The 25,574-nt window shown below is 65.1% G+C and carries 17 protein-coding genes and 1 pseudogene; 10 read left to right on the top strand and 8 right to left on the bottom strand.

The genetic code is table 11. The features are described 5' to 3' along the window. Positions 1-196: 196 nt before the first annotated feature. From GGD65_RS23430 to GGD65_RS23420, 3 genes are all read left to right on the top strand, one after another. On the top strand, positions 197-931 hold the full coding sequence (locus GGD65_RS23430; RefSeq protein ID WP_183236739.1) for a HugZ family protein: 735 nt from the start codon (positions 197-199) through the stop codon (positions 929-931). Positions 932-1,007: 76 nt separating this feature from the next. After that, positions 1,008-3,602, top strand: a complete 2,595-nt coding sequence (locus GGD65_RS23425) for a CHAT domain-containing tetratricopeptide repeat protein (RefSeq protein WP_183236738.1) — start codon at positions 1,008-1,010, stop codon at positions 3,600-3,602. A gap of 286 nt (positions 3,603-3,888) precedes the next feature. Then, positions 3,889-5,505 (top strand): phosphoenolpyruvate carboxykinase, encoded by a 1,617-nt coding sequence (locus GGD65_RS23420; protein WP_183236737.1) that lies wholly within the window; start codon positions 3,889-3,891, stop codon positions 5,503-5,505. Positions 5,506-5,587: 82 nt separating this feature from the next. On the opposite strand, the gene GGD65_RS23415 is transcribed toward GGD65_RS23420, so the two are convergent. After that, positions 5,588-6,856, bottom strand: coding sequence for a helix-turn-helix domain-containing protein (locus GGD65_RS23415; protein WP_246783385.1), 1,269 nt, complete (start codon positions 6,854-6,856; stop codon positions 5,588-5,590). Here GGD65_RS23415 and GGD65_RS23410 point away from each other — a divergent pair. Both GGD65_RS23410 and GGD65_RS23405 read left to right on the top strand, forming a co-directional pair. Then, the gene (locus GGD65_RS23410; protein ID WP_183236736.1) at positions 6,812-8,452 is read left to right on the top strand and encodes an NAD(P)/FAD-dependent oxidoreductase; all 1,641 of its coding nucleotides are present in this window, start codon (positions 6,812-6,814) and stop codon (positions 8,450-8,452) included. The genes GGD65_RS23415 and GGD65_RS23410 overlap by 45 nt on opposite strands. A 56-nt stretch (positions 8,453-8,508) precedes the next feature. After that, positions 8,509-9,702 carry a serine hydrolase gene (locus GGD65_RS23405; RefSeq protein WP_179732006.1) on the top strand — a complete coding sequence of 398 codons (1,194 nt, stop codon included), beginning with the start codon at positions 8,509-8,511 and terminating at the stop codon, positions 9,700-9,702. 36 nt (positions 9,703-9,738) lie between these two features. Here GGD65_RS23405 and GGD65_RS23400 read toward each other — a convergent pair whose 3' ends face one another. Both GGD65_RS23400 and GGD65_RS23395 read right to left on the bottom strand, forming a co-directional pair. Continuing rightward, entirely contained in the window at positions 9,739-10,554 is an 816-nt protein-coding gene (locus GGD65_RS23400) for an acyl-CoA thioesterase II (protein ID WP_183236735.1), read from the bottom strand. Positions 10,555-10,742: 188 nt separating this feature from the next. Further along, positions 10,743-13,259 (bottom strand): glycogen/starch/alpha-glucan phosphorylase, encoded by a 2,517-nt coding sequence (locus GGD65_RS23395; protein ID WP_183236734.1) that lies wholly within the window; start codon positions 13,257-13,259, stop codon positions 10,743-10,745. 204 nt (positions 13,260-13,463) lie between these two features. On the opposite strand from GGD65_RS23395, the pseudogene GGD65_RS40990 reads away from it, so the two are divergent. Then, positions 13,464-13,708: pseudogene (locus tag GGD65_RS40990) on the top strand (hypothetical protein). A gap of 24 nt (positions 13,709-13,732) precedes the next feature. Here the strand turns inward: GGD65_RS40990 and GGD65_RS23390 are convergent. After that, the gene (locus GGD65_RS23390; RefSeq protein ID WP_179731998.1) at positions 13,733-14,596 is read right to left on the bottom strand and encodes a LysR family transcriptional regulator; all 864 of its coding nucleotides are present in this window, start codon (positions 14,594-14,596) and stop codon (positions 13,733-13,735) included. Between the two features lie 97 nt (positions 14,597-14,693). Here GGD65_RS23390 and GGD65_RS23385 point away from each other — a divergent pair, with 97 nt between their 5' ends. Further along, positions 14,694-15,605 (top strand): DMT family transporter, encoded by a 912-nt coding sequence (locus GGD65_RS23385; RefSeq protein WP_183236733.1) that lies wholly within the window; start codon positions 14,694-14,696, stop codon positions 15,603-15,605. Positions 15,606-15,620: 15 nt separating this feature from the next. After that, positions 15,621-16,394, top strand: a complete 774-nt coding sequence (locus GGD65_RS23380) for an MBL fold metallo-hydrolase (protein ID WP_183236732.1) — start codon at positions 15,621-15,623, stop codon at positions 16,392-16,394. A 158-nt stretch (positions 16,395-16,552) separates the two neighbouring features. Here GGD65_RS23380 and GGD65_RS23375 read toward each other — a convergent pair whose 3' ends face one another. The 4 genes from GGD65_RS23375 to GGD65_RS23360 form a co-directional block, all read right to left on the bottom strand. After that, positions 16,553-17,323, bottom strand: coding sequence for a TIGR02186 family protein (locus GGD65_RS23375; RefSeq protein WP_018316371.1), 771 nt, complete (start codon positions 17,321-17,323; stop codon positions 16,553-16,555). After that, a complete protein-coding gene (locus GGD65_RS23370) occupies positions 17,320-18,237 on the bottom strand; it encodes a sulfite exporter TauE/SafE family protein (protein WP_026201657.1) in 918 nt (305 codons plus the stop codon). The genes GGD65_RS23375 and GGD65_RS23370 overlap by 4 nt, the downstream gene beginning before the upstream one ends. Positions 18,238-18,579: 342 nt before the next feature. After that, the gene (locus GGD65_RS23365) at positions 18,580-22,101 is read right to left on the bottom strand and encodes a tetratricopeptide repeat protein (RefSeq protein WP_183236731.1); all 3,522 of its coding nucleotides are present in this window, start codon (positions 22,099-22,101) and stop codon (positions 18,580-18,582) included. A 389-nt stretch (positions 22,102-22,490) separates the two neighbouring features. Beyond that, the gene (locus GGD65_RS23360; RefSeq protein ID WP_092255855.1) at positions 22,491-23,081 is read right to left on the bottom strand and encodes a PadR family transcriptional regulator; all 591 of its coding nucleotides are present in this window, start codon (positions 23,079-23,081) and stop codon (positions 22,491-22,493) included. Between the two features lie 200 nt (positions 23,082-23,281). Between GGD65_RS23360 and GGD65_RS23355 the strand changes: the two genes are divergently transcribed. Both GGD65_RS23355 and GGD65_RS23350 read left to right on the top strand, forming a co-directional pair. Further along, positions 23,282-23,665: a nuclear transport factor 2 family protein gene (locus GGD65_RS23355; protein WP_091959955.1), complete on the top strand. Its 384-nt coding sequence runs from the start codon at positions 23,282-23,284 to the stop codon at positions 23,663-23,665. A 105-nt stretch (positions 23,666-23,770) separates the two neighbouring features. Continuing rightward, positions 23,771-25,561 carry an acyl-CoA dehydrogenase C-terminal domain-containing protein gene (locus GGD65_RS23350; protein ID WP_183236730.1) on the top strand — a complete coding sequence of 597 codons (1,791 nt, stop codon included), beginning with the start codon at positions 23,771-23,773 and terminating at the stop codon, positions 25,559-25,561. Positions 25,562-25,574 lie beyond the last annotated feature (13 nt).

Raw genomic sequence — 25,574 nt, 5'->3', positions numbered from 1 at the left:
CGAGCAATCCACTGATGCGCCGCATACATGGGTGCCGATGTCGGCGTTCGAACCTTGTCACCGAGCAATGCAAGCTGGGCTGAAGTGTGACCAAGTTCCCCGAAACACGGCAGATCCGCCGCATGTCGACCCATAACCGGGCCCCCGTTTACCCGAAAAAAGGCCCCCCTTGCAACCACCTGAGCCGAGAAAGCCGATGCAACCGACCCCTGATTTCGACCCCGCAAAGCTTGCCAAATCCCTGCTGCGGCGATCGCGGCAGGGGGCGCTGGCAACCCTCATGGCCGGCAGCGGCGATCCCTATTGTTCCCTGGTCAATCTGGCCAGCCATCCCGACGGTTCCCCGATCTTGCTGCTCTCGGGCCTCGCCGTCCATACGAGGAACCTTCTCGCCGACAGCAGGGTCTCCCTGATGCTGGACGAGCGGGCGGAGGGCGATCCGCTGGAAGGCGCCCGGATCATGCTGTCCGGCCGGGCGGAGCAGGCCGGTGCCGAGAAGGATTTGCTCCAGCGACGGTATCTTAGTGCCCATCCGTCGGCGGAAGGCTTTGTTTCCTTTAAGGATTTCTCCTTCTTCCGGATCCGCCCCACGGGAACCCATCTGGTCGCCGGCTTCGGCCGGATCGTCGATCTCAAGCCCGCCCAGTTCCTCACAGACCTCACCGGCGCCGAGGATCTGCTGGCGGCGGAGGCGGGGGCTGTCGAACACATGAATGCCGATCATCGCGACGCCATGGGCCTCTATGCGACCAAACTCCTTGGCGCTGCCGCGGGGAACTGGCGCTGCACCGGCTGCGATCCGGAAGGCCTCGACATGCAGGACGGCCAGAACGCGCTGCGGCTGGACTTCCCGGAGCGGGTGACCGACGGCACATCGCTGCGCAAGATGCTGGTCCGCCTCGCTGGCGAAGCACGCATGAAGATGGACTAGAACGCAACAATTTGAACGCCGCGCCCCATCGCTGCGACCCAAGACGATCAGGTCTTAAGGCTCGCAGCGAGGGTTCATGACGCGTCGTCGTTTGGCATTGGCTGCGGGTCTGGCGCTCGCGATCGCCACGTCGCTTGCCACGCCCGGCCTTGCCCAGAAGAGCGATCTGTCGGCGCAGAGCGGGCGCATCAATGCGCTCCGAAGCGCCGGCAAATATGCGGAGGCGCTGCCGCTGGCGCAGGGCATGGTGGCCTCGCTCGAGAAGACCAGCAACAACCGCGACCTCGCCGCTGCGCTCAACAATCTCGGGCAGATTTACGCCGACCAGGGCCACGACGATCAGGCCGAGCCGCTTTACAAACGCGCCATCGCACTGATGGAGAAAGGGACCGGTCAGGGCAGCGTCGAGATCGCGCCGCTCCTGAACAATCTTGCGGCGCTCTATCAGCGGCAGAGCCGCTTCACCGAAGCCGAACCGCTGTTCAAGCGTGCGCTGGCCGTTCGCGAAAAGGCGCTGTCGCGCGAGCATCCCGATGTCGGCCAGGCCCTCAACAATCTCGCCACGCTTTACGTGAAGCAGGAGCATTTTGCCGACGCCGAACCGCTGTTCCAGCGTGCCCTCGCGATCTATCAGAAGGCCGCCGGGCCCGAGCATCCCGCGGTTGCCACCGTCCTGAACAATCTCGGCCAGGTCGATCGCGACCTCAACCGCGATGCCGACGCCGAAGCGCCGATCAAGCGCTCGCTCGCGATCCGCGAAAAGGTGCTGGGGCCGGATCATCCCGACGTGGCGCGCTCGCTCAACAATCTCGCCGGGCTCTACGAGCATCAGCAGCGCTATGCCGAGGCCGAGCCGCTCTATCGCCGCGCGCTTGCCATCCGTGAGCGTGCACTCGGGGTGGATCATCCCGATGTCATGACCTCGACCAGCAATCTCGCTTATTTCCTTCAGGTGTCGGGCCGTACCGCTGACGCCTTGCCGTTTGCGCAGAAGACGCTTGCCGCCAACCGCGCGCAGCTGCGCACCGTGCTGCCGGTTCTGTTCGCTGCGCGCCAGCAAACTCTGCTGGCGAGCGACAAGGCGCTGGATGACGCCCTCGGCGCGATTCAGCGCGGCACGCAATCTTCCGCCGCCTCTGCCGTGAACAAGCTCGCGGTGCGATTGGCCGCCGGCAGCGACCGGCTCGCCGAGCTGGTGCGCCGGGATCAGGATCTCGCGGCCGAGGCCGAGGCGCTCGACAAGGCGATCATCACGGCGGTGTCGAAGCAATCGGCGCAGCGCGACGTCGCAGCCGAGCAACGCAGCCGCGCGAGGATCGTTGCGATTGCGAACGAACGCGCGGGGCTGCAAAAGACGCTCACGCTCGAGTTTCCCGACTACGCCTCGCTCTCGAACCCGCTGCCGCTGGCGGTGAAGGACATCCAGCCGCTGCTGTCGGCCGATGAGGCCATGGTGATCTATTCCGTCGTCGACAAGCGAAGCTATGTCATCGCGATCACGCGCGATGGTGCCGACTGGAAGGAGATCTCGCTCGGCGCGGACGCGATGGCGCGGAAGGTCTCGGCGTTCCGCAGGGGACTGGATGTCGGCAAGGCGCGCGATGCCTCCGGCAAATCTGGGCTGTTCGATCTTGCGCTCGCGAACGAGCTCTATGTCGCGCTGCTCGGCCCGGTCGAGGCGCTGACGAAGGACAAGCGCAACCTCCTGGTCGTGCCATCGGCGGCGCTGACCGCATTGCCGTTTCATCTGCTGGTGACGGAGAAGCCGCAGGCTGCGATTCCGGACAGGCTCGAAGGTTATCGCGACGCCGCCTGGCTGCTGCGGCGTCAGGCGGTCTCGGTGCTGCCGTCGGTGATCAGCCTGAAATCCCTGCGTGCCTTCGCGCGCAGGGATCAGGGCGCGAAGCCTATGACCGGCTTCGGCGATCCCGTTTTCAATCCCGCGCTGGAAGGACCTGCCGACCGTCGCGCCGCAGGCGGCAAGGTCGCGGCGCGCAGCATTGCGACGATTGCCTATACCGATTTCTGGCGCGGCGCCGGGGTCGACCGCGCGCGGCTCGCGCAGGCGCTGCCGCAACTGCCCGATACCGCCGATGAGCTCAACGCGGTGGCGAGAGACGTCGGCGCCACTGATGCCGACATCCATCTCGGACGCGATGCCAGCGAAACGACGCTGAAGCGTGCAGTGCTTGCTCAATACGGCATCATCTACTTTGCCACCCACGGCCTCGTTGCCGGCGACGTCAAGGGACTGGGCGAGCCCTCGCTTGCATTGTCCATTCCCGATCAGCCGTCTGAGCTCGACGACGGCCTTCTGACCGCGAGCGAGGTGGCCCAGCTCAAGCTCAACGCCGATTGGGTGGTGCTATCCGCCTGCAACACCATCGCCGGCGACAAGCCCGGCGCCGAGGCGCTGTCGGGATTGGCGCGCTCTTTCTTCTATGCCGGTGCCCGCGCGCTGCTGGTCTCGCATTGGGCCGTGGATTCGGAAGCCGCCACCCGCCTCACCACATCGACATTCGAGCTGCTCAAGAACCAACCAAAAATCGGTCGCGCCGAAGCCTTGCGCCGCGCGATGTTAACGTTTGTCGACGACACCTCGTCACCGCGCAACGCCTACCCGGCGATGTGGGGACCGTTCGCGCTCATCGGCGAAGGCGAGGTACGATAAGCCGGCAGCCGGAATTGTGCGTCGCAAAAACCTTGATCAACGCCGAATTCCGCATTTGGTTGCGCGATCATTCGTGATTTTTTGATGCAGCTGCTCAGAGCTGACATGCGCGACGTTTGGCGCGGTCCTTGAATAAACCAAATCCTGCGGGATCAGCTTGGCAACGCCAGCGTTCATCATTATTAGGTCGCCCAGCCGAGGCTGGTTGGCCTATAAATCACGGTGACCGCGATGGTGCTGAAGTTCTGGTCGCGCTGAATGTCGCGGGTTCTAGGAGGATTTTTTCGTGCAAGAGACGGGCGTGCGCAACGGTGCCTTTGGCGCCGACAAGTTCGGTTTAAAGAATCTCAAGCAGGTTCACTGGAACCTCGGTGCGCCGCAACTCTATCAATACTCGCTCACTGCGGGCGAGGCGGTGCTGTCCGCTGACGGCGCACTCTGCGCCGACACCGGCGAGTTCACCGGGCGCAGCCCGAAGGACAAGTTCACGGTGCGTGACGCCACCACCGACAAGAAGATGTGGTGGGCCGGCAACCAGTCGATCACCGCAGAGCAGTTCGAGACGCTCTATCAGGACTTCCTCAAGCACGCCGAAGGCAAGAAGCTGTTCGCGCAGGATCTCTATGGCGGCGCCGACCCGGCCTACCGGATCAAGACGCGCGTCTTCACCGAGCTCGCCTGGCACTCGCTGTTCATCCGCACCCTGCTGATCCGCCCCGAGGCGGTCGAGCTGCCGACCTTCGTGCCGGAGCTCACCATCATCGACATGCCGAGCTTCCGCGCCGATCCCAAACGGCACGGCTGCAAGTCGGAGAACGTCGTCGCGATCGATTTCGCCCGCAAGATCGTCCTGATCGGCGGGTCTTATTATGCCGGCGAGATGAAGAAGTCGGTTTTCACCACGCTGAACTATTATCTGCCCGAGCGCGGCGTGATGCCGATGCATTGCTCGGCCAATGTCGGCGCCAAGGGCGACGCGGCGATCTTCTTCGGCCTGTCCGGCACCGGCAAGACCACGCTGTCGGCCGATCCGAACCGCACGCTGATCGGCGATGACGAGCACGGCTGGGGCCCGAACGGCGTCTTCAACTTCGAAGGCGGCTGCTACGCCAAGTGCATCAAGCTGTCGCAGGAAGCCGAGCCCGAGATTTTCGCGGCCTCGACCCGCTTCGGCGCGGTGCTCGAGAACTGCGTGCTCGACGAAGATACCCGCGTGGTGGATTTCGACGACGGCTCCAAGACCGAGAACACGCGCTCGGCCTATCCGCTCGACTTCATCCCGAACGCCTCGCGCACCGGCCGCGCGCCGCAGCCGAAGAACGTGGTGATGCTCGCCGCCGACGCCTTCGGCGTGCTGCCGCCGATTGCCAAGCTCTCGCCGGCGCAGGCGATGTATCACTTCCTGTCCGGCTACACCGCCAAGGTCGCGGGCACCGAGCGCGGTCTCGGCAACGAGCCGCAGCCTGAGTTCTCGACGTGCTTCGGATCGCCCTTCCTGCCGCTCGATCCATCCGTCTACGGCAACATGCTGCGCGACCTCATCGCCCAGCACAATGTCGATTGCTGGCTGGTCAACACGGGTTGGACCGGCGGCAAATACGGTGTCGGCTCGCGTATGCCGATCAAGGTGACGCGCGCGCTGCTCACCGCCGCGCTCGACGGCTCGCTCCGCAATGTCGAATTCCGCACCGACAAATATTTCGGCTTCGCGGTCCCGACCGCGCTGCCCGGCGTGCCGGCCGAGATCCTCAACCCGGTCAACACCTGGAAGGACAAGGACGAGTTCGACAAGACCGCCCGCGCGCTGGTCGGCATGTTCCAGAAGAACTTTGCCAAGTTCGAAGCCCAGGTGGACGCCGAAGTGCGTGCCGCCGCGCCGGACGTGAAGCTCGCGGCGGAGTAAGTTCTCCGCAAGACGTGATTGACGAGAAAGGGCGGCTTCATCAGCCGCCCTTTCTTTTACGGCCCGAGCATCGTCAGGCTGCCTAGCCCGTGCATTGCTTGCGATATTCTGCGGGAGTCGTACTCATGTGCCGGCGAAAGATCCGGTTGAGATGGCTCTGGTCGGAGAATCCGCTCAACAGGGCGATCTCCTTCAACGCCAGGCGGTCCTTGCGCAGATGTTCGCAGGCGCGCTCCACCTTGCGGGTGAGGACATAGCTGTGCGGCCGCATGCCATAGTGTGCCTGGAATTTGCGGGCGAACTGCACCGGCGTGCAGTTGCAGATGTTGGCCAGTTCGTCGAGCGTGATGTTCCGGGAAATGTTCTGCTCGATATAATCCTCGATCATTCGCGCATGCGCCGGCCTGAAGGGCCCTTGCGCACAGGGCATCTTGAACTGCACTGAGGCGTATTTTCGCAGGATGTGAATGCTCGCCTGAAGTGCCATGGCATCGTAGCAGAGCCGGCCGCCCGGACCTCCTGCGGAAACCTCCTGCACCATCTGGTCAGCAATCCAGGTCAGGACTGGATCCTCGATCCTGAGCAGATCATGAAGCTCGACGCTTTCGGTATCCCGGTCAAAAGCCTCGCTCGCGGTCTTCGCCATGAGCCTGGGCGAGATGTAGAGATGACTGACTTCGATGTCATGGGACCATCGCCAGTTCGACGCTTCGGCCCGCGTCAGCAGTGTCGTGACGCCGCGGCCGACGCGATCCTGCTTCCAGGATCCGGTCACGCGGCGCTTCATCGCCGTGGTGCCTTCGCGATAGATCACGATCAGAAAGTTATCGGATGGCGGCACCCAGATATCGGAAGGCGCATAGCGGAACACGCGCAGCCGAAAATCGGCTTTTCCCACCGCCGAACTGTCCAGCATCATTTCGCCGGGAGCATAGCGTGGCAGCTCCTCGACCGTGATGAACTGCCCCATCGCGCGAGCCTCCTCCCTGGAGTTTTGGCATGGTCGACGCTTGTTGTTCTCATTGGCCGATCGGCAAGGCAGCAGCATAGGCCGGATTTGCCATTTGCCAAGCGAGCTCGGGCGAGCTCGGCGCCGGCCTCCGGCTTCATTCAAAGGATTGTCGGTTTTGTTCAAGCCGGGAACGCAGCCCGCCTCATAGCCTCCCTCGCGTCCCGGGCAAGTGCGGAAGAAGGGTGAAAAGCCGCAGGCACTCGCGGGACCGACAAATGACGCGATGCACCACCATCCGAGCGCACGACGGGTGGGGAGGGCCGCGCGCGCTCTGGAAACACCTAGGAGGGAAAAATGGCGGAAACGGCGACCAAACCCAATGGAAGCAATGGCGCGCATGTCACGGCGAAATTCGACGCGGTGGTTGTTGGAGCCGGCGTCGCCGGGCTCTATCAGCTCTACCGTTTGCGCGAACAGGGATTAAAGGTCAGGGCAATTGACGCGGGCGCAGGCGTGGGCGGCACCTGGTATTGGAATCGCTATCCCGGCGCCCGCTTCGATTCAGAAAGCCACATCTACCAGTATCTGTTCTCCGAGGAGCTCTACAAGGGATGGAGCTGGAGCGAGAAATTCCCCGGCCAGCCGGAAATCGAACGCTGGCTCAACTACATCGCCGACCGCCTCGATCTGCGCAAGGACATCCAGTTCGGGACGATCGTCAAAACCGCCCATTTCAACGAAGCCACACAGCGCTGGCTGGTCACGACCGACAGGGGTGACGTGATCGACACCCAGTTTCTGATCACCTGTTGCGGCATGCTCTCCGCCCCGCACGTATCGTTTCCGGGACAGGAGACGTTCAAGGGGCAGTTGTTCCACACGGCGCGCTGGCCCAGGGAGCCGATCGATTTTGCCGGCAAGCGCGTCGGCGTCATCGGCAACGGCGCAACCGGCATCCAGGTCATCCAGACCATCGCTGGCGAGGTCGGTCATCTGAAGGTCTTTATTCGCACGCCGCAATACATGATTCCGATGAAGAATCCCAAGTACAGCGCGGCAGATGCGCAGGCCTACAAGTCAAAATTCCAGCATCTCACGGAGCGCCTCCCGCATACCTTCACCGGATTCGAATACGATTTCGAGCACGCCTGGGCCGGACTTTCGCCAGAACGGCGCAGGGAGGTGATCGAGGATTGCTGGAACGACGGCTCCCTGAAGCTGTGGATCTCGTCCTTCGCCGAGTTGTTCTTCGACCCCGAGGTCAACGCCGAGATCTCCGACTTCGTGCGCGAGAAGATGCGCGAGCGACTGAAGGATCCAAAGCTGTGCGAAGCCTTGATTCCGGCCGACTACGGTTTCGGGACGCACCGGGTGCCGCTGGAGCAGAATTTCCTCGAGGCCTTCCACCGCCCCAATGTCGAGATCGTCAGCGTCAAGGCCAATCCGATCGAACGCGTGACACCCATGGGTATCCAGACCGCGGACGGGACGATCCACGAGCTCGACGTCATCGTTCTGGCGACTGGATTCGACGCCGGAACCGGCGCGTTGACGCGCATCGATATCAGGGGCCGCGGTGGCCGGTCGCTGAAGGAGGATTGGAGCAAGGATATCCGCACCACGATGGGCCTGCAGGTTCACGGCTACCCGAACCTGTTCACGACCGCGGTGCCGCTGGCTCCGTCGGCTGCGCTCTGCAACATGACCACCTGTCTCCAGCAGCAGGTCGAATGGATCGACGATTGCATCAGGTTCGTGCGCACGAAGAACCTGAAGGTGGTTGAGCCGACCAGGGATGCCGAAGACGGATGGGTGGCGCATCACGATGAGATCGCCAATGCGACGCTGATCGCGAAGACCAATTCCTGGTACCTGGGCTCGAACGTCGAAGGCAAACCGCGCCGCGTTCTGTCCTACTGCGGCGGCGTCGGCGCCTACCGGCAGAAATGCAACGAGGTCGCCGCCAGCGGCTACCTGGGCTTCACCATGAACTGAGTGCTCGCGAAGCGCTGCGTCGACGGAATTCATCCAATCCAAACGGGAGGACAACCATGAGCACGAATTTCGGTGCTGCTGCAGACGCCGTTCTTGACGGTGTCGTTACATCCACGCCGCGCGTGCCCGGCGTCGTCGCGATGGTGACGGACCGTTATCGCAACATCTACGAAGGTGCTGCGGGAAAAAGGCGCCTTGACCAGCCCGCCGACATGACGGCCGACAGCATCTTTGCCATCTTCTCCACGACCAAGGCGATCACCGGCACGGCCGTGCTGCAACTCGTCGAAGAGGGCAAGCTCGATCTCGACGCACCGGCCAAGCGCTACGCGCCGGACATCGGCAAGCTCCGGGTCATCGAGGGCTTTGATGCCGCGGGTGAGCCAATGCTGCGGGCGCCCAAGCGGGACATCACCACACGGATGCTGATGACGCATACCGCCGGTCTCAGCTACGATTTCATCAACCGCACCTATAACCGCCTCGCCGAAGAGAAGGGGCAGCCCAGCGTCATCACCGCTTCCAAAGCCTGCCTGATGACGCCGCTGCTGTTCGATCCCGGCGAGCGCTGGGATTACGGCACCAATCTCGACTGGTGCGGCCAAATCGTCGAGGCCATCGCCGGGCGCCGGCTTGGCGAGGTTTTCAATACGCGCATCTTCGAGCCGCTCGGAATCAAGAATATGACCTTCGAGCTGACGGAGGCCATGCGCGGCAAACTGGCCGGGATCCACGCGCGCGGCGCCGACGGCTCGTTGACGCCGATGGATTTCGAGCTCCCCGCCAACCCTGAAGTGCATATGGGCGGCCACGGCCTTTACGGCACGGTCGGCGACTACATGCGTTTCATCCGGATGTGGTTGAATGACGGTGCCGGCGAGCATGGTCGCGTGCTGAAGGCGGAGACCGTGCGCATGGCGGAGAAGAATCATCTCGGAGACAAGAAGGTGACACCGATCACCGGCGTCATCCCAGCGCTGTGCAATGATGCCGAGTTCTTCCCGGGCCAGTCAAAGTCCTGGGCGCTGTCCTTCATGATCAACGACCAGGAAGCACCCACCGGGCGTCCCGCCGGCGCCCTCGGCTGGGCGGGCCTTGCCAATCTGTTCTATTGGATCGACCGGCAGAACGGGTTCGGCGGGTTCTGGGCCACGCAGATTCTTCCGTTTGGCGATCCAACGTCGTTCATCGGCTACATGAATTTCGAGACGGCGTTTTATCAGAGCCTGAGGCAGCGAATGGCGGGTTAGGGACCCGGTAAGAACGGGACGAGGGGTGGAGAGAGCTCACGCCTTGAAATACGCAATCTGCGTCGTGGTCGCCAGCAGCCTTCCGTTCGGCGACCACAGCTCGCCGTTCTGGTCGGCGTAGCTCTTGTGGAAGATCTTTGCGTCCGCCGTCGCCAGCACGCGGGTGATGTCCTCGGCCGCGAGTTCGTCTGCGCCGGTGTGGAAGTAGGTCGTCAGCGACACCGTGCCGAACGGCACCAGCTCGCGCCGCGCGTGGAAGACGCGGCCGAAGAAGGCGTCCGACATCGACATCAGCGACAGCATGTCGAGCTTGCGCGGCGTGCGGTCGCTGATCCAGATTTTTGAATAGGTGCTGGCGGGTTCGGCCTGCGCTGGGCCGATCCGCATCTCGCCCTCGACGAAGCGAAACTCGTATTGGTTGGCCCAGGACGCCGCGATCTTCGGGAACGGCAGCGTCTCCTCGAACGGCTTTGCATCGGGATATTGCGCCACCCGATACTCCCAGGACGGCCGCCGCTCGGCGAACACCGCGGTGGCGAGCGTTGCGACCTCGCCGCCGCCTTGGCTGAGCTCGACGCTCCAGTGCTGGCTGGAGCGGTTGGCCTTCACCAGCCGCACGTCGAGATCGAACGGCCCCTTGGCGATCGGCGCGCAGTAATTGACGGTCAGTGCCAGCGGATCGCCGGCGCGCTCCGGGTGGTCGATCAGCGCGCGCAAAATGGTCGCGGCGGTGGCGCCGCCGAACGGGCCGACAAAGGCCCAGTAATCGTCGCTGGTGTGCCCCTGCCAGCTGGAGTCGCCGGCAGTGACGCGGGTGGCATCGTCGAACGGGTGCGGGAGCTTGGCGTGCATTTTCGTTTCCGTCTGTCATTCCGGGGCGATGCGATGGGACCGCGTAGCGCGGGACCGAGCATCGAACCCGGAAGCTCGAGATTCCGGGTTCGGCTCTGCGAGCCGCCCCGGAATGACGGTCGTCATATCACAGCCATCGCGTGGCTGTGCAATTACCTGTCGGGTAACGCTTCCACGCCGCGGAAAAATCAGCCCGCGGCGTCGCGCAGGTTGGGCAGCAGCGGCGTGGTCGGATTGACCGGCACGTTCCAGATCTCCTCGGCGTATTCGCGGATGGTGCGGTCGGAGGAGAACCACGCCATGCGCGCGACGTTGAGGATGGAGGCGCGCGTCCAGGCCGGCGCCACCAGCCAGCGCGCATCGACACTGCGCTGCGCCTCGTAATAGGAATCGAAATCGGCGCTGACCATGTAATGATCGAGATAGCGCAGCGCGTGCGCGATGGACTCGAAGCGGCCGGGATCGCCGGGCGAGAATTCGCCGGTGCCGATCGCATTGATGGCGCGCTGCAGCTTCGGCGAGTTGCGGATCAGGTCGGAGGCGTCCAGCCCCTGCTTGCGCCGGATCATCACGTCGCCGGCCTCCATGCCGAAGATCGCGATGTTCTCCGCGCCGACATGGTCGCGGATCTCGATATTGGCGCCGTCGAGCGTGCCGATGGTGATGGCGCCGTTCAGCGCCAGCTTCATGTTGCCGGTGCCGGAGGCCTCCATGCCGGCGGTCGAGATCTGCTCCGACAGGTCGGCCGCGGGAATGATCACTTCGGCGAGGCTGACATTGTAGTCGGGCAGGAAGACCACCTTGAGCTTGCCGCCGATCGCGGGATCGTTGTTGACGACCTCGGCGACGTCGTTGATCAGCTTGATGATCAGCTTGGCGTAGCGATAGCTCGCGGCAGCCTTGCCGGCGAAGATCTTCACCCGCGGCACCCAATTGCCATTGGGGTTGTCCTTGATCGCCTGGTACAGCGCGACGGTCTCGATGACGTTGAGGAGCTGGCGCTTGTATTCGTGGATGCGCTTGATCTGCACGTCGAACAGCGCGGTCGGGTCGACCTTGATGCCCAGCCGTTCGCCGATCAGGCGCGCCAGCGCGGTCTTGTTATGAAGCTTGACGCTGCGGAACTTCTTCTGGAATTCGACGTCGCTGGCGCGGGCCTCGATCAGCGAGAGCTGGGTCGGATCGTCGAGCACCGCCTCGCCGCAGGTCTCGCGCAACAGGTCGGTCAGCTTCGGATTCGCCAGCATCAGCCAGCGCCGGAAGGTGATGCCGTTGGTCTTGTTGGTGATGCGGCCGGGATAGAGATGGTTGAGGTCGTGGAACACGGTCTCGCGCATCAGGTCCGAATGCATCCCCGAGACGCCGTTGATGCGGTGCGAGCCGACGAAGGCGAGCTGGCCCATGCGCACGCGGCGCCCGCTCTTCTCGTCGATCAGCGAGACCGAGGCACGGAAGTCGATGTCGCCGGGGCAGCGCGCTTCGGCCAGCGCCAGATGCTGCACGTTGATGCGGTAGATGATCTCCAGATGCCGCGGCAGCAGCCGCTCGAACAGCTCGACCGGCCAGGTCTCCAGCGCCTCGGGCAGCAGCGTGTGGTTGGTGTAGGAGAGGGTGGCGACCGTGATTTTCCAGGCCTCGTCCCAGCGGAAATTGTGCAGATCGACGAGGATCCGCATCAGCTCGGTGACGGCGAGGCTCGGATGGGTGTCGTTGAGCTGCACCGCGACCTTGCTCGACAGGCTGCGCAGCTGCCCGTCGGACGCAAGGTGCCGCTTGACGAGATCCTGCAGCGAGGCCGAGACGAAGAAATATTCCTGACGCAGGCGCAGCTCGCGGCCCGCCGGGCTCTCGTCGTTCGGATAGAGGAATTTGCAGATCGCTTCCGCGCGCGACTGCTCGGCGGTGGCGCTGACATAGTCGCCCTTGTTGAAGGCGTCGAGCTTGAGCGGATCGGGCGAACGCGCCGACCACAGGCGCAGCGCGTTGACGTGCTGGCCGCGCCAGCCGACGATCGGCGTGTCATAGGCGATCGCCTGCACGGTCTCGCCCGGATGCCAGATCGCGCGGTCGCGGCCCTTGTCGTCGACATGCTCGACGCCGCCGCCGAAATTGACGTCGTAGATCACCTCGGGCCGCTGCAATTCCCAGGGATTGCCGAAGCTCAGCCATTCGTCGGGATATTCCTGCTGCCAGCCCTGGTTGATGATCTGGCGAAACAGGCCGTAATCATAGCGGATGCCGTAGCCGATCGCGGGGATCGACAGCGTCGCCATGCTCTCCATGAAGCAGGCGGCAAGCCGCCCGAGGCCGCCATTGCCGAGCGCAGCGTCCGGCTCGCATTTGCGCAGCTCCGGCAGCGAGACGCCGAGATCGCCGAGCGCGACCTCGAAGATCTTGAGCAGGCCCATGTTGTTGAGCGCGTCGGTAAAGAGACGGCCGATCAGGAATTCGAGCGAGAGGTAATAGACGCGCTTGCGGCCCGCGTCGTAGCTGTGCTTCTCGGCCGTGAGCCAGCGATGCACGACACGGTCGCGCAGCGCCAGCGCCGCGGCCTGGTACCAGTCGTGCCTGGTCGCCATGCCGGCATCCTTGCCGATGGCAAGGCGCAGCTTCGCCAGGATCGCGCCCTTGATCTCAGCCAGCGCGAGCTCGTCGATCGGCTGGCCGGGGGCGGGAAAACTGGGCTGGAACGATTGATCTTGCAAAGCCGTCACTTCCTGGTCGAACACACCACTAACCCTACGCGTCTTGCCCCTGCACCGGAACTGTCGCCGATGCGGCCTTGCACTGCGCTGGCGTAAATTTATGCAAGGAACGGGCCGATTTGGGAACCCGGGGGAGCACGGAGAAACCGGGATTCGGTGCTAGATTGCGGATCAATTCAGCCATCAGTGTGGAGGAACATTCCCATGAGACTGCTGACGCGACTGCTGATCGAGATCGCCGCGGCGGCCCTGCTCGTCGTCTGCATCGGACCCTCAGTGCCGCGTTTGCCGCCGGCAAGCCCGGTCGCAGCGCCGATGGCCTCAGCTGCGGCTTCATGGTCCCGCACAGTGCCTCGCCCGCGGCCCGCTGCGCCGCCATCAAGCGCCAATGCGGCGGCAAGTTCTATGCGAATGCGTGCGGCGACAGGCTGATGTCCGCGGCGAATTGAGAGACCGTCCGATATTCTGCGAATTCAAGCCGCCTTCGCCTGCACTGCATCGCAAAACTCGGCGAGACGATCTGCAAGTCGCAGCGTTGCCGGGCTCGCATCGGGCGAGGCCATCAGTGCGACCTCGGTCTTGTTGATCGGCGCAAAACCATCTTTCGCCGTCAGCACGCGGTGGTCGGACTGGATCGACATCTCCGACAAGATGCTGAGGCCCATGCCGGCGGCGACCGCGGCCTGGATTCCGGAGAGGCTCGACGAGGAATAGGCCATGTGCCAGGCGCGGCCGACGCTTTCCAGCGCGTGGATGGCGCCGGCACGGTAGAGGCAGCCGGTCGGAAAGCCGATCAGCGGCACGGACGCGGCGTGAACATCGACAGGATGGCTCTTGCTGGTGACCCAGTGCACCCGCTCCGGCCACACCGCGATGGCGCCCTTCTCGCCGGCCGCACGCTTGAACAGCGCAAGGTCGAGCTCGCCGCGTTCGAGATCGCGCGCCAGATGCTTGCTCTGGTCTGCGCGCACGTCGAGCCGCAGGCCCGGATGCGAGCGCGCGAACGCGCCCAGTAATTTGGTCAGCCGGTACGCCGCGAAATCCTCGGGGATGCCGAGCCGGATCGCGCCTTCGCCATCCGGCTGGCGCAGCACGTCGCGCGCCTCCTCGGCAAGCGAGAGCAAGCGCCGCGCATAGGAGAGCAGCCGCTCGCCGGCCTCGGTCGGACGTACATTCTTGCCGTCGCGGTGCAGCAGCACCTGGCCGATATCGTCCTCCAGCCGCTTGATCTGCTGGCTGACGGTCGACTGCGTGCGGTGGACGCGCGCGCCGGCGCGGGTGAAGCCGCCGGCCTCGACCACCGAGACGAAGCTGCGCAGCAGCTCGAGATCGAGCATGACCGCCTCCATTCGAAATTCCACTGACATGGAGTTAATCATTTAATTTCCAAATGACAAGCGGGCTCCCTAGATCGAGGCTCAGGAGAATGCCCCCATGTCGCTCGCCCCCTCGATTTCGGCCCCCCGCACCCGCTTCAACACCCTTCCGCTCGCCATCGGCCTGTTCTGCCTGCTCTGGAGCTACGCCTTCGTCGCCGGCAAGATCGGGGTCACCCATTGCCCGCCGTTGATCCTGCTCGCCGCGCGCTTCTCGCTCGCCGGCATTTTGATCCTGGGCGCCACGCTGATCCGCGGCGACAGCTGGTCGTTAACCTGGCGCGATGCGGCGATCTTCGCCGTGCTTGGGATTGCCAACAACGCGCTCTATCTCGGCCTCGGCTACACCGGCCTGCAATCGGTCTCCGCCGGCCTCGGCGGCCTGATCGTCTCGGCCAATCCGGTCTTCACCGCCGCGCTCGCGACCCTGCTGCTCGGCGAGAGCATGACCTGGCGCAAGGCCGGTGGCCTGCTGCTCGGCATCGCCGGCGTGAGCTTGATCGTCTGGCATCGCCTGTCGGTCGGCACGGATTCCATGCACGGCATCGTCTTCACGCTGGCTTCGCTCGCCTCGCTCGTTGCCGGCACCATCCTGTTCAAGCTGCTCGCGCCGAAGGGCTCCTTGTGGATCGGCAATGGCGTGCAGAACCTCGCGGCCGGCCTCGCACTTTCGCCGATCGCGTTCAGTTTCGCCGACGTGCACGCGATCGACTATACGCCGGGCCTGATCGGCGCCTTTGCGTTCCTCGTGCTGGGCGGCTCGATCCTCGCCTACTGGCTCTGGTTCCATCTCCTGAAAGTGTGCGGCGCGACCGCCGCCAGCGCCTATCATTTCCTGATGCCGCCGCTCGGCATGCTGTTCGCGTATCTCGTCCTTGGTGAGCACGTCGAGGCCCGTGATTTGCTGGGCATCATCCCGGTCGCGCTCGGCATCTACCTGGTGACGCGCCCTGCAAAGCCTGTCTCGTAAGAGGAGAGTTCTCTCGTGCCCATTTCCATCACCCTGATAGGCGGCCCGACCGCGCTGATCGAGATCGACGGCTTCCGCCTGCTCACCGACCCGACCTTCGATGCGCCCGGCGCCTACCAGCTGCCGCATGTGACGCTGGAGAAAACCATCGGTCCCGCGTTGAAAGCCGATGCGATCGGCCCGGTCGATGCCGTACTGCTCAGCCACGACCAGCATTCGGACAATCTCGATCATTCGGGCCGCGACTATCTCCATAAGGTCAAGCGCGTGCTGACGACGGAGGCGGGCGCGAAGCGCCTCGGCGGCCATGTCGAGGGCCTTGCGCCCTGGAGCACGACGCATCTGAAGGATAGCGACGGCAACACCCTGACCATCACCGCGACGCCGGCGCGCCATGGCCCGGCTGGCATCGAGCCGCTGTCGGGCGACGTCATCGGCTTCGTGGTGGCGTCCAGCCGGAAGGACACCAGCACGGTCTACATCAGCGGGGACACCACCTGGTTCGACGGCATCGCCGAAGTCGCGCGCCGCTTCAAATGCGGCGTGGTGCTGCCCTTCGCCGGCGCCGCGCAGACGCGTGGGCCGTTCCACCTCACCATGGACACCAACGACACCATCGAAACGGCGCGCGCCTTCCCCGATGCGACGATCGTGCCCGTGCATACCGAAGGCTGGGCGCATTTCCGCCAGAACAGCGAGGATCTGCGCAAGACGTTCGACGTGCTCGGTTTCGGAACGCGGCTGCGGCTGCTGGAGCCGGGCGTGCCGACGGTGATCCAGGCGCCGTGAGCCCCACTGTCATGCCCCGGCTTGACCGGGGCATCCAGTACGCCGCAGCGGCCGTTGCGAGAGCGAGCTCCCTAACGCCGGCCTCTGGAATACTGGATCGCCCGGTCAAGCCGGGCGACGACGAGCGGAGAGAGTGGCGCGCGCCGCAATGACGGCAACTAATCCTTCCGGAACACGATCGACGCCATCCATCCCGTCATCAGCGCCATCGCGGCGGTGACGAGGCCATAGATCAGCCCGTTGTGCCTGGCGGTGGTGGCGACGAATTGCTCGAAGCCGACCTTGACGATCTCGAACGCGGTCTCGGTCTTGCTGATGAACGCGCCGTTCGCGAACAGCTTGATCTCGACCTCGTAGGTGCCGATCGGCACCTCCGCCGGCAGCGGAATGCCGGTGCGGAACAGGGTCGGCGTCAGGAACGTGACGGCGCTCGGATCCTCGCGATAGAGCCCGCGCTGGGTACGCAGGCGGATGAAGGCCGAGCGGAACGCGTCGTTCGGCACCACGTCGGCATAATCGCCGCCGACCCGTTGCGTCAGCAGCACGTTGTTCAGCCCGATCTGTTGCCGCCGCGCGATCTCGGGCGAGGTGATCGCCTCGAAGGGACGGTTCGCGAACAGCGCCAGATAGCTCGGCACCTGCAGGAACTGCCGGTAGTCGGTGTTGATCCAGATGCCGAAGGTGCGCTCCTTGCGCCGTGTCACCATGTCGGCGCGCGGGCCCATCACGGTGACGACGAGGTCATAGGCCGTGCGATCGGCGGGTGTCGTCGCGTCCTTCTCCACCGAGCCGAACAGCACCAGCTCCTCGCCGGAATAGTTCGGTGTCACCGTGACGCGGTGGTTGGACACCGACACGATCAGACGCTCGGCGCGCGCTGCGGAGCCGAGCAGCAGGACGAGCAGGAGTGCGAGAGCTGCGCGCATCATCCGCTCACTCCCAGCTCGCGGATGGTGAAGAGATCCTCAGGCCGGATCACCAGCTCGATCGCGAAGCGGACGCCGACCGAGAGGATCAGGAGGCCGAGCAGCAGCCGTAGCTGCTCGCCGCGGATCTTCTGCCCGGCGCGGACGCCGAACTGCGCGCCGGTGACGCCGCCGACCATCAGGATCAGCGCCAGCACGGCGTCGACGAGGTGATTGGTCACCGCGTGCAGCATGGTCGCGAACAGCATCGTGACGAGCGTCAGCACCATCGAGGTCCCGATCACCGTCGAGGTCGGCACCCTCAACAGATAGATCATGATCGGCACCAGGATGAAACCGCCGCCGATGCCCATGATGGCGCCGATGAAGCCGATCATGATGCCGACGATTACCACGGGGATGACCGAGAGATAGATTTTCGAGCGCTTGAAGCGCATCTTCAGCGGCAGGCCGTGAATCCAATTGTGCGTGCGTCGTGGCGGCAGCGCGCCGCGCCGGGTCCGCATCAGTGCGCGCAGCCCTTCCGAGAACATCAGGCTGCCGACGGTGCCGAGCAGCACCACGTAAGAGAGCGCGATCATCAGATCGAGCTGGCCGAGCGCACGAAGCTGCGTGAAGGTCCACACGCCGAGCGCCGTGCCGGTGACGCCGCCGCAGAGCAGGACGCTCGCCAGCGCCGGATCGATCGCACGCCGCCGCCAATAAGACAGCGCGCCGGAAAAGGAGGAGGCTGCAATGTGGCTCGTGACCGAGGCGACCGCGACCGCCGGCGTGATGCCGATGAAGATCAGCAGCGGCGTCATCAGGAAGCCGCCGCCGATTCCGAACATGCCCGAGACGAAGCCGACCGCGGCGCCCATGGCGAGCACCAGGAAGACGTTGACGGGAAGATCGGCGATCGGAAGATAGAGCTGCATCGAAGGACCATACGCCGGCGAGACGGATCGATTGTCGCGGAATGCTCGCGGGAAGGTCGGAACGATTGCCGCGCCCCTCAATAGCGGAATTCGGAGCCGGGAGGGACCCGGAATTTCGGGCGTGGTGAATGTTGACGTGAAACGAGACCCGATCGTTGCGATAACGCGAGATGCGCTCCCTCCCCCGCTTGCGGGGGAGGGTTGGGGAGAGGGTGTCTCCTCTCGCGAGAACCCCCAAGAGGCGAGAGCCCTCACCCGCGTCGCTTCGCTCCGCGACCTCTCCCGCGAGCGGGAGAGGTGCACCGCGCGCGCGGCTCGTTCTCTCTCTAAAGCAATTCGCCTTTAATGCGCCGCCGAGGCCGAGCGCTTGGTCGCGACTTGCTTCGGCGCCGGCTTTGCATTCGCCTGCGGCGCGCTGTCCCAGCCGCCGGCGGGCGCCGTGACGTTGACGGCGTCGTCGGGCTGCGGCTCGGCGCTGAAGGTCTGGATCGCGAGCTTGGCGGCCGCGAGCGATTGCGGGTCGAGACGCTTGGCGACGTCGTCGCGCTTGCCGGAGGCGTCCGCATCACCCTGGGCAGCTGCGAGGCTGAACCATTTGTAGGACTCGGCGAGGTTCTGTTCGACGCCGATGCCGCGGGCATAGAGGATGCCGAGGTTGAACTGGCTGTCGGCAACGCCGCGATCGGCGGCCTTGCGGAACCATTGCGCCGCGCTCTTGTAGTTGGCGCCGCGTCCGCCGCCGTCCGCGTCGAGCACCGCGAGATTGTGCATCGCCTTGGCGTTGCCGCGCTCGGCGGCCTGGGTGTAGTAGCGGCGGGCGATGTCGGCGTCCTTCTTCACGCCGAGGCCCTTCTCGTAGAGCGTGCCGAGGCGGAAGGTCGCGGGCACCACGCCGGCCTGCGCCGCGCGGTCGTACCATTTGGCCGCTTCGTCGTAATTCGTGGCAACACCCTTGCCTTCGGCAAAGCGCAAGCCGATCTCGTAGGCCGCGGTCGCATCGCCCTTCATCGCGGCGGTGCGCAGCACCGGGCCGCCGATGCCGTCAGGCAGCTTTTCGCTCGGCGGCACCTGGATCATGCCGAGCTTGGCGCGGCTCGTGCCGGACAGCGCGCCGGTGACGTCGCTGCTCGTGGCAGGCGGCGGCACGGATGCGGCGGGCGCCGGCGGAATTTCGACCGAGGCCGAGTTGCCCGAATTGGCGGCGGGAGCCGGCGCGGCGTTGTTCTGGGACTGCCGTCCAATCGGCGTCGGCGAGGTCATCGATGGCGTGACCTGCTCGGGCGTGGTGGGCTTGTTCTCGATCACCGGCGGTGGCGGTGGGGCCTGCGGCGCGGGCTGGCTCAACGTATTGTCCATGGCCTGCGGCGCCGGCGGCGCGCTGCCTTCGAGCAGGTTCATCGCCATCTTGAAGGTGCCGAGCACGATCACGACCACGCTCGCGCCGACCAGCAGCGAGCGGATCTTCGAGGTGATGGTCGAACTGCCGTCCTTGCCCTTGTCCTTGCCGCGATCGGCGCCGGCCTTCGCGCCAGCCTTGGCGCCGCGTGCCGGCTTTTCCGGCTGCGCGGCGGCGGCCTGGGCGGCGCGGCGGGCGGCTGCGATGAAGCTCGACGACGACACCGGCTCTTTCGGCGCGGCGGGAATGTCGCTGATCGCGCTCTCGGAGGCGGCGATGCGCTCCGACGGCGTGGCGAGGCGTCCACCCGGCCGTGTGCCCGGCTCGAGCGGATGATCCGGCGGCAATTCCGGCGCGAGCGCGGTGCGCGCGGGGACCGTGTGCGGCTCCAGGATCTCGCTGATCGCGCGCGGTGGCACCGGTGGCGCCGACGGAACCGGCGATGGCGCGGCGGGGGTAGCGGCATGGAATTCACGCGGCGCGGCGGAGAAGGCGGCTTGGGCGAAGGCGCCGTGGGCCTGTTGCTGCGCGTGGGCCTGTTGCTGCGCGGCGGGGTTCGGCAGCTCCGGCTTCGGATCGTATTTCGGTTGCTGCTGGGCTTGCGGCCGCGGCTCACGCGCCATCGGCGGCGCGGGCTCCATGGGAGCGGCCATCGGCATGGGCATCGGCTGCGGCGCGGGGGCCGGCGGCGCGGTGCGCACCGCGCGCAGATCGCCCTCGATCATGGAGAGGCGGTCGACGACATGGCCGAGCGCGCTATGGACGGCGTCGAGCGAGTCCTGGGTGCTGCGGTTGGTCTCGGCCTGGCTGAAGCGGATGTCGGACAGCTCGCGCTTGACCAGATCGACCACGCCGGAATCGGCCGGTGCTGCGGAGCTGCGGCTCTCGGCCAGCGCGGAATAGGTCGCCTGCTGCCGCTCGAGGTGGCGCAGGATGTCGTGCAGCCCGTCCTCGACGCGGCTCAAATTGCCGTTGCGCGGATCGGCGGCGGCTTCGATCCGCTCCAGCAAATACGAGACGCGCTGTTCGAGATGCGCAAAGGTCGAGGCCGAATCGTTGCCGACCTGCATGCGGTCGAAGCGGTCCGACAGCGCGCGGATCGCGGATTCCAGGTGCTCGGTGCTCTCGGCCGGCTGCGGCCGCTCGCGCGTTTCCAGCGCCGCGGTGAGCGCCGCAATGCGCTGCTCCAGCACCGCGAAGCTGTCGCCCTGGCCGGAGGCGCGGGTGACCTGGTCGACCTTGGACGACAGCAGCTGCACGTCTTCGGACAGGCGTGCCAGCGCTTCGTTGGAGGCGACGTTGGAAACGATGCCGCGCAGCGCGGTGATCGCGCCTTCGAGCTGGCGCACCGTCGAGGGATCGTCATTGGCGCGCAGGATCAGGTCGAGCTTGGCGCCGAGATTGCGGATCGCCTCGTCATAGCCGGTGAGCTGTTCGGCCGGCGTCAGCGTGCGCAGCACCTGCTTGATGTCGGACAGCGCGTGCTCGATGCCCGACAGGACCTGGCCGTCGGTGCCGTTGGACCGCGTCTCGTCGATCCGGCGGTGCAGCGAGCGGATCTCGTTCTCGATCGATTCGATCGCGCGCCGCGGCATCGCCTCGGTGATGGCGGCGCGGATCTCGGCAAGCTCGCTGCGGAAGGCGTTGATCGCCTGCTCGGTATTGTCGGGGCGCTGCAGCGACTCGATCTGGCTCGTGATCTTGAGCAGATGGCGCTCGAGCGCGGAAAAATCCGGCCCCGGCTGCGGTGGCGGCGGAGCATAGGCAGGCGCGGGTGGCGCCATCGGAGGTGCGTAAGGAGCGGCCCAGGGAGCAGCATTGGGCGCGATCGAGGGCGCGGCGCGAGGCGGCATCTGCCGCGGCGTGAAGCCGTCGAGCTCGCTCTGCCGCGCGGTGATCTCGGCGACGGCGACGTCGAACGAAGCGGGGCTGAGGGGCGGGGCGTTGCGATAGACTTGCGCCGCCGCACGCTCGACCGCATCGGCCTGGCGCTGGCGCGTGTCGGCCGGCGCGGGACGCGGAGCCGAGGGCTGCTGCGGTTGAGGCTGCGGCCGGGAGATTTGCGACAGCCGCGCATCGAGACGCGAGATCGCATCGTTGAGCTGGCGCGCGACGCCCTGCTCGCGCGAGGCGTCTGGCCGCGAAGGGTCCTGCCGCGACGAATCCTGTCGTGACGAATCCTGGCGCTGCGCGGGCTTGGAGATCCGCTCGATCTGCTGGGTGATCGCGTCGAGCCGCTGGTGGATGTCGGCGACTTCGCGGCTTTCCTGGCTCGATCCCCGGGTTTGAGCGTGCGGGGCTTGCGGACGCTGGTCGTACGGTTCGCGAAAGTTCGGGGGAGCAGTTTCGCCGAGGGTGGAGTTCAGCCAATCGTTGAGTGACATGCCGGCGCGACGCGCAGCAGCTTCGGCCCGCTCCCTGACGGATGGATCGATGCCGTCAATACTCCACGATACGCGCGAATTCATGACTCTGTCCGGTTCCGACTCCGGCGCCCCACCCGGCGCCTCCAGCCTCCCCTCGCGTGCCGGTTGCAAAGACAATCGGATTTGGCGCGGGTCGTCTGCCTCGAAAACCGACTTTTTCCTGTTACGGTAAATAACGGGTTAAGGAACGCGAGCCCGGTGTCTTAAAGTTGGGCGGCGGGAACTGGGGCACGCCGGAAGCGGCGTCATTGCATCCTTCGCGACCTGCCGCCGCCATATACTCCGCTGTCATCGCCCGCGAAGGCGGGCGATCCAGTACGCCGCGGCGGCTCGATTCCAGCCGCGCTGCCTCGGAGTACTGGATGCCCCGCTTTCGCGGAGCATGACACCGGTAAATGTGGTGACAGTCTCCTGTCGGGTCGGGCCACCCCTCAGCCCTTCCCCTCGCGCTTGCCATCCTCCAGCGGCACCACCGTGGCCTTGCCGGTCATCGCCGACAGCGCATCGAGCGCCTCTTCGCAGAAGTCGGCCACCATCTGTTCGTGGCGGGCCCCTAAGCGGAGCAGGAGCAGATTGCCGAGATCGAGCCGGCCCTCCGCCGTGCCCTCCGGAAAGCGCTTCTTCAGGATGCGCTCGTAATTGGCGTGGCGGTCGCGATGGTGCTCCAGGCGGGCCATCAGGTCGGTGCGCAGCGGCTCGATGTCGATGCTGTCGAGGGCATGGAGGCGGACCAGCAGGTCGTCCTTGGTCGAGGCTGGCGTGCTTGGTCGCGCGGCCCAGTGCCGCAGCGCTGTTCGCCCCTCCGGAGTGAGCGTATAAACCAGCTTGTTGGGCTTGCCCGATTGCACGACCTCGCGGCCCTGGATGTGGCCGCGGTCGCGCAGCTTGGAGAGCTCTCGGTAGATCTGCTGGTGGTCGGCCTTCCAGAAGAAGCCGATCGAGGAGTCGAACGTCTTGGCGAGTTCGTAGCCCGTCATGGGGCGTTCCGTCAGGCATGCGAGGATTGCGTCGCCCAGTGCCATGACCGGCCTCCTTCTTCTTCGACCTCGACCAACCCGCTTGACTTTATGCGCATTGGCGCATATGCGTCAATGTGCATATGAGGCGTTCAGGGACGGGCTGAAGATCCGACCCGAAAAACCCAGCGGAATCAATCAGCAAGCTACTGTGCATGGGGTTGTTTTCGCGTTTTTTGCCAAGGCCTTTAGGGAGGCATCCTGGAATGACCGGCCTCGACTCCTGGTACGGCTACATGAAGTCCCACGACCGCACCGCGCTTTGGGACTTGCTTCATCCCGACGCCGTCTTCGAAAGTCCCGTCGTGCATTCGCCGCAGCGCGGGCGCGACATCACCTTCAAATACCTCTCCAGCGCCGAGAAGGTGCTCGGCGGTCCCGGCTTTACCTATGTCGGTGAGTGGACCAGCGAGCGCGGCGCCGTGCTCGAATTCAAGACCATGATCGACGGTATCGAGATCAACGGCGTCGACATCATCAGCTTCGATGCCGAGGGACGCATCACGCATTTCAAGGTGATGGTGCGTCCGCTCAAGGCGATCAACATGCTGCACCGCCTGATGGCGGAGCAGTTGGCCGCCCAATCATGACCCTGCCCTGAGGTTGCAGAACCCGCTAAGCTCGCGGGCAAGGCTGCGCCGCAAGGACCGTTCAGAGAATTCCACCACTTCAAGGCCCATTGCCGGGAGAACCCCATGCCGATCTACAAAGCCCCCGTCGAAGACGTGAACTTCCTGCTCAACGACGTCTTCCAGATCGACCGCTACGACAATCTCGCCGGCTTCTCCGATGCGTCGAGCGATGTGCGCGAAGCCATTCTGGGCGAAGCCGCCAAGCTCGCCGAAGAGGTGCTGCAACCGCTCAATCGTGTCGGCGATCTCGAAGGTTGCAAGCGTGCCGATGACGGCAGCGTCACCACGCCGAAGGGTTTCAAGGACGCGTTCAAGCAGGTTGCCGAAGGCGGCTGGCTTGGTCTGTCGGCGCCGACCGAGTTTGGCGGGCAGGGCCTGCCGGTGACGCTGAGCCAGGCGGTCAACGAATTCCAGATCTCCGCCAACATGGCGTTCTCGATGTATGGCGGCCTCACCATGGGCGCGACCGCGGCGCTGATCGTTCATGGTTCACCCGAGCAGAAGAAGACCTACGTGCCGAAGATGGTGGCGGGTGAATGGACCGGCACCATGAACCTGACCGAGCCGCATTGCGGCACTGATCTCGGCATGCTCCGCACCAAGGCGGTGCGCCAGGCCGACGGCAGCTTCAAGATATCAGGCACCAAGATCTTCATCTCGGCCGGCGAGCACGACCTTGCCGACAACATCATCCATCTCGTGCTCGCCCGCATCGAGGGCGCACCTGCCGGCATCAAGGGCGTGTCGCTGTTCGTGGTGCCCAAGTTCCTTGTGAATCCGGATGGTTCAGTCGGTGCCCGCAACGGCGTCGTCTGCGGCTCGATCGAGCACAAGATGGGCATCCACGGCAATTCCACCTGCGTGATGAACTACGACAGCGCCACCGGCTGGCTGATCGGCGAAGAGAACAAGGGCATGCAGGGCATGTTCGTGATGATGAACGAGGCGAGGCTCGGCGTCGCCGTGCAGGGCCTCGCGCAGTCCGAGGTCGCCTATCAGAACGCGGTCGCCTACGCCCGCGAGCGCATCCAGGGCCGCGCGCTCACCGGCGCCAAAGCGCCGGACAAGCAGGCCGATCCGATCATCGTGCATCCCGACGTGCGCCGTACGCTGCTCTCGATCCGCGCCTTCAACGAAGCCGCGCGCGCCTTCGTGATGTGGACTGCGCTGAAGAGCGACGTCGCCCATCGCTCGGAAGACCCGAAGGACCGCCAGGCCGCCGACGATCATATGGGCCTAATGACGCCGGTGCTGAAGGGCTTCCTCACCGATTACGGTTTTGCCAACGCGGTGCAGGCGCAGCAGATGTATGGCGGCCACGGCTACATCGCCGAGCAGGGCATGGAGCAGTTCGTGCGCGATGCCCGCATCGCCATGATCTATGAAGGCGCCAACGGCATCCAGGCGCTCGACCTCGTCGGCCGCAAGCTGCCGCGCGACGGCGGCCGCGCCATCATGGCCTTCTTCGGCGAGGTCATGGCCTTCGCCAAGGAGAATGGCGGCGACGAGGCGCTAAAACCCTTCATCGCGCCGCTCTCGGCCTCGCTCGGCCATCTCCAGCAGGCCACGACCTGGCTGATGCAGAATGCGATGGCGAAGCCCGATAATGCCGGCGCAGCCGCAACCGATTACCTGCATCTCTTCGGCTTCGTCGCGCTCGGATACATGTGGGCGAAGATGGCCAAGGTGACCAATGCCAAGATTGCCGAGAGCGGGGCGACGCCCTATCTCTCCACCAAGCTCGTCACCGGCCGTTTCTTCATGGAGCGGATGCTGCCGGAGACCGCCGCCAATCTCGCGCGCATCCAGGCCGGCTGCGCCACCATCATGGAATTGCCGGCGGAAGCGTTCTGAGGCTGCTTCCGCT

The sequence above is a fragment of the Bradyrhizobium sp. CIR18 genome, from assembly GCF_014198295.1.
Taxonomy (GTDB): Bacteria; Pseudomonadota; Alphaproteobacteria; order Rhizobiales; family Xanthobacteraceae; genus Bradyrhizobium.
Note: the sequence above shows the minus strand (reverse complement) of the source record. Positions and strands in the feature narration are given on the sequence as shown.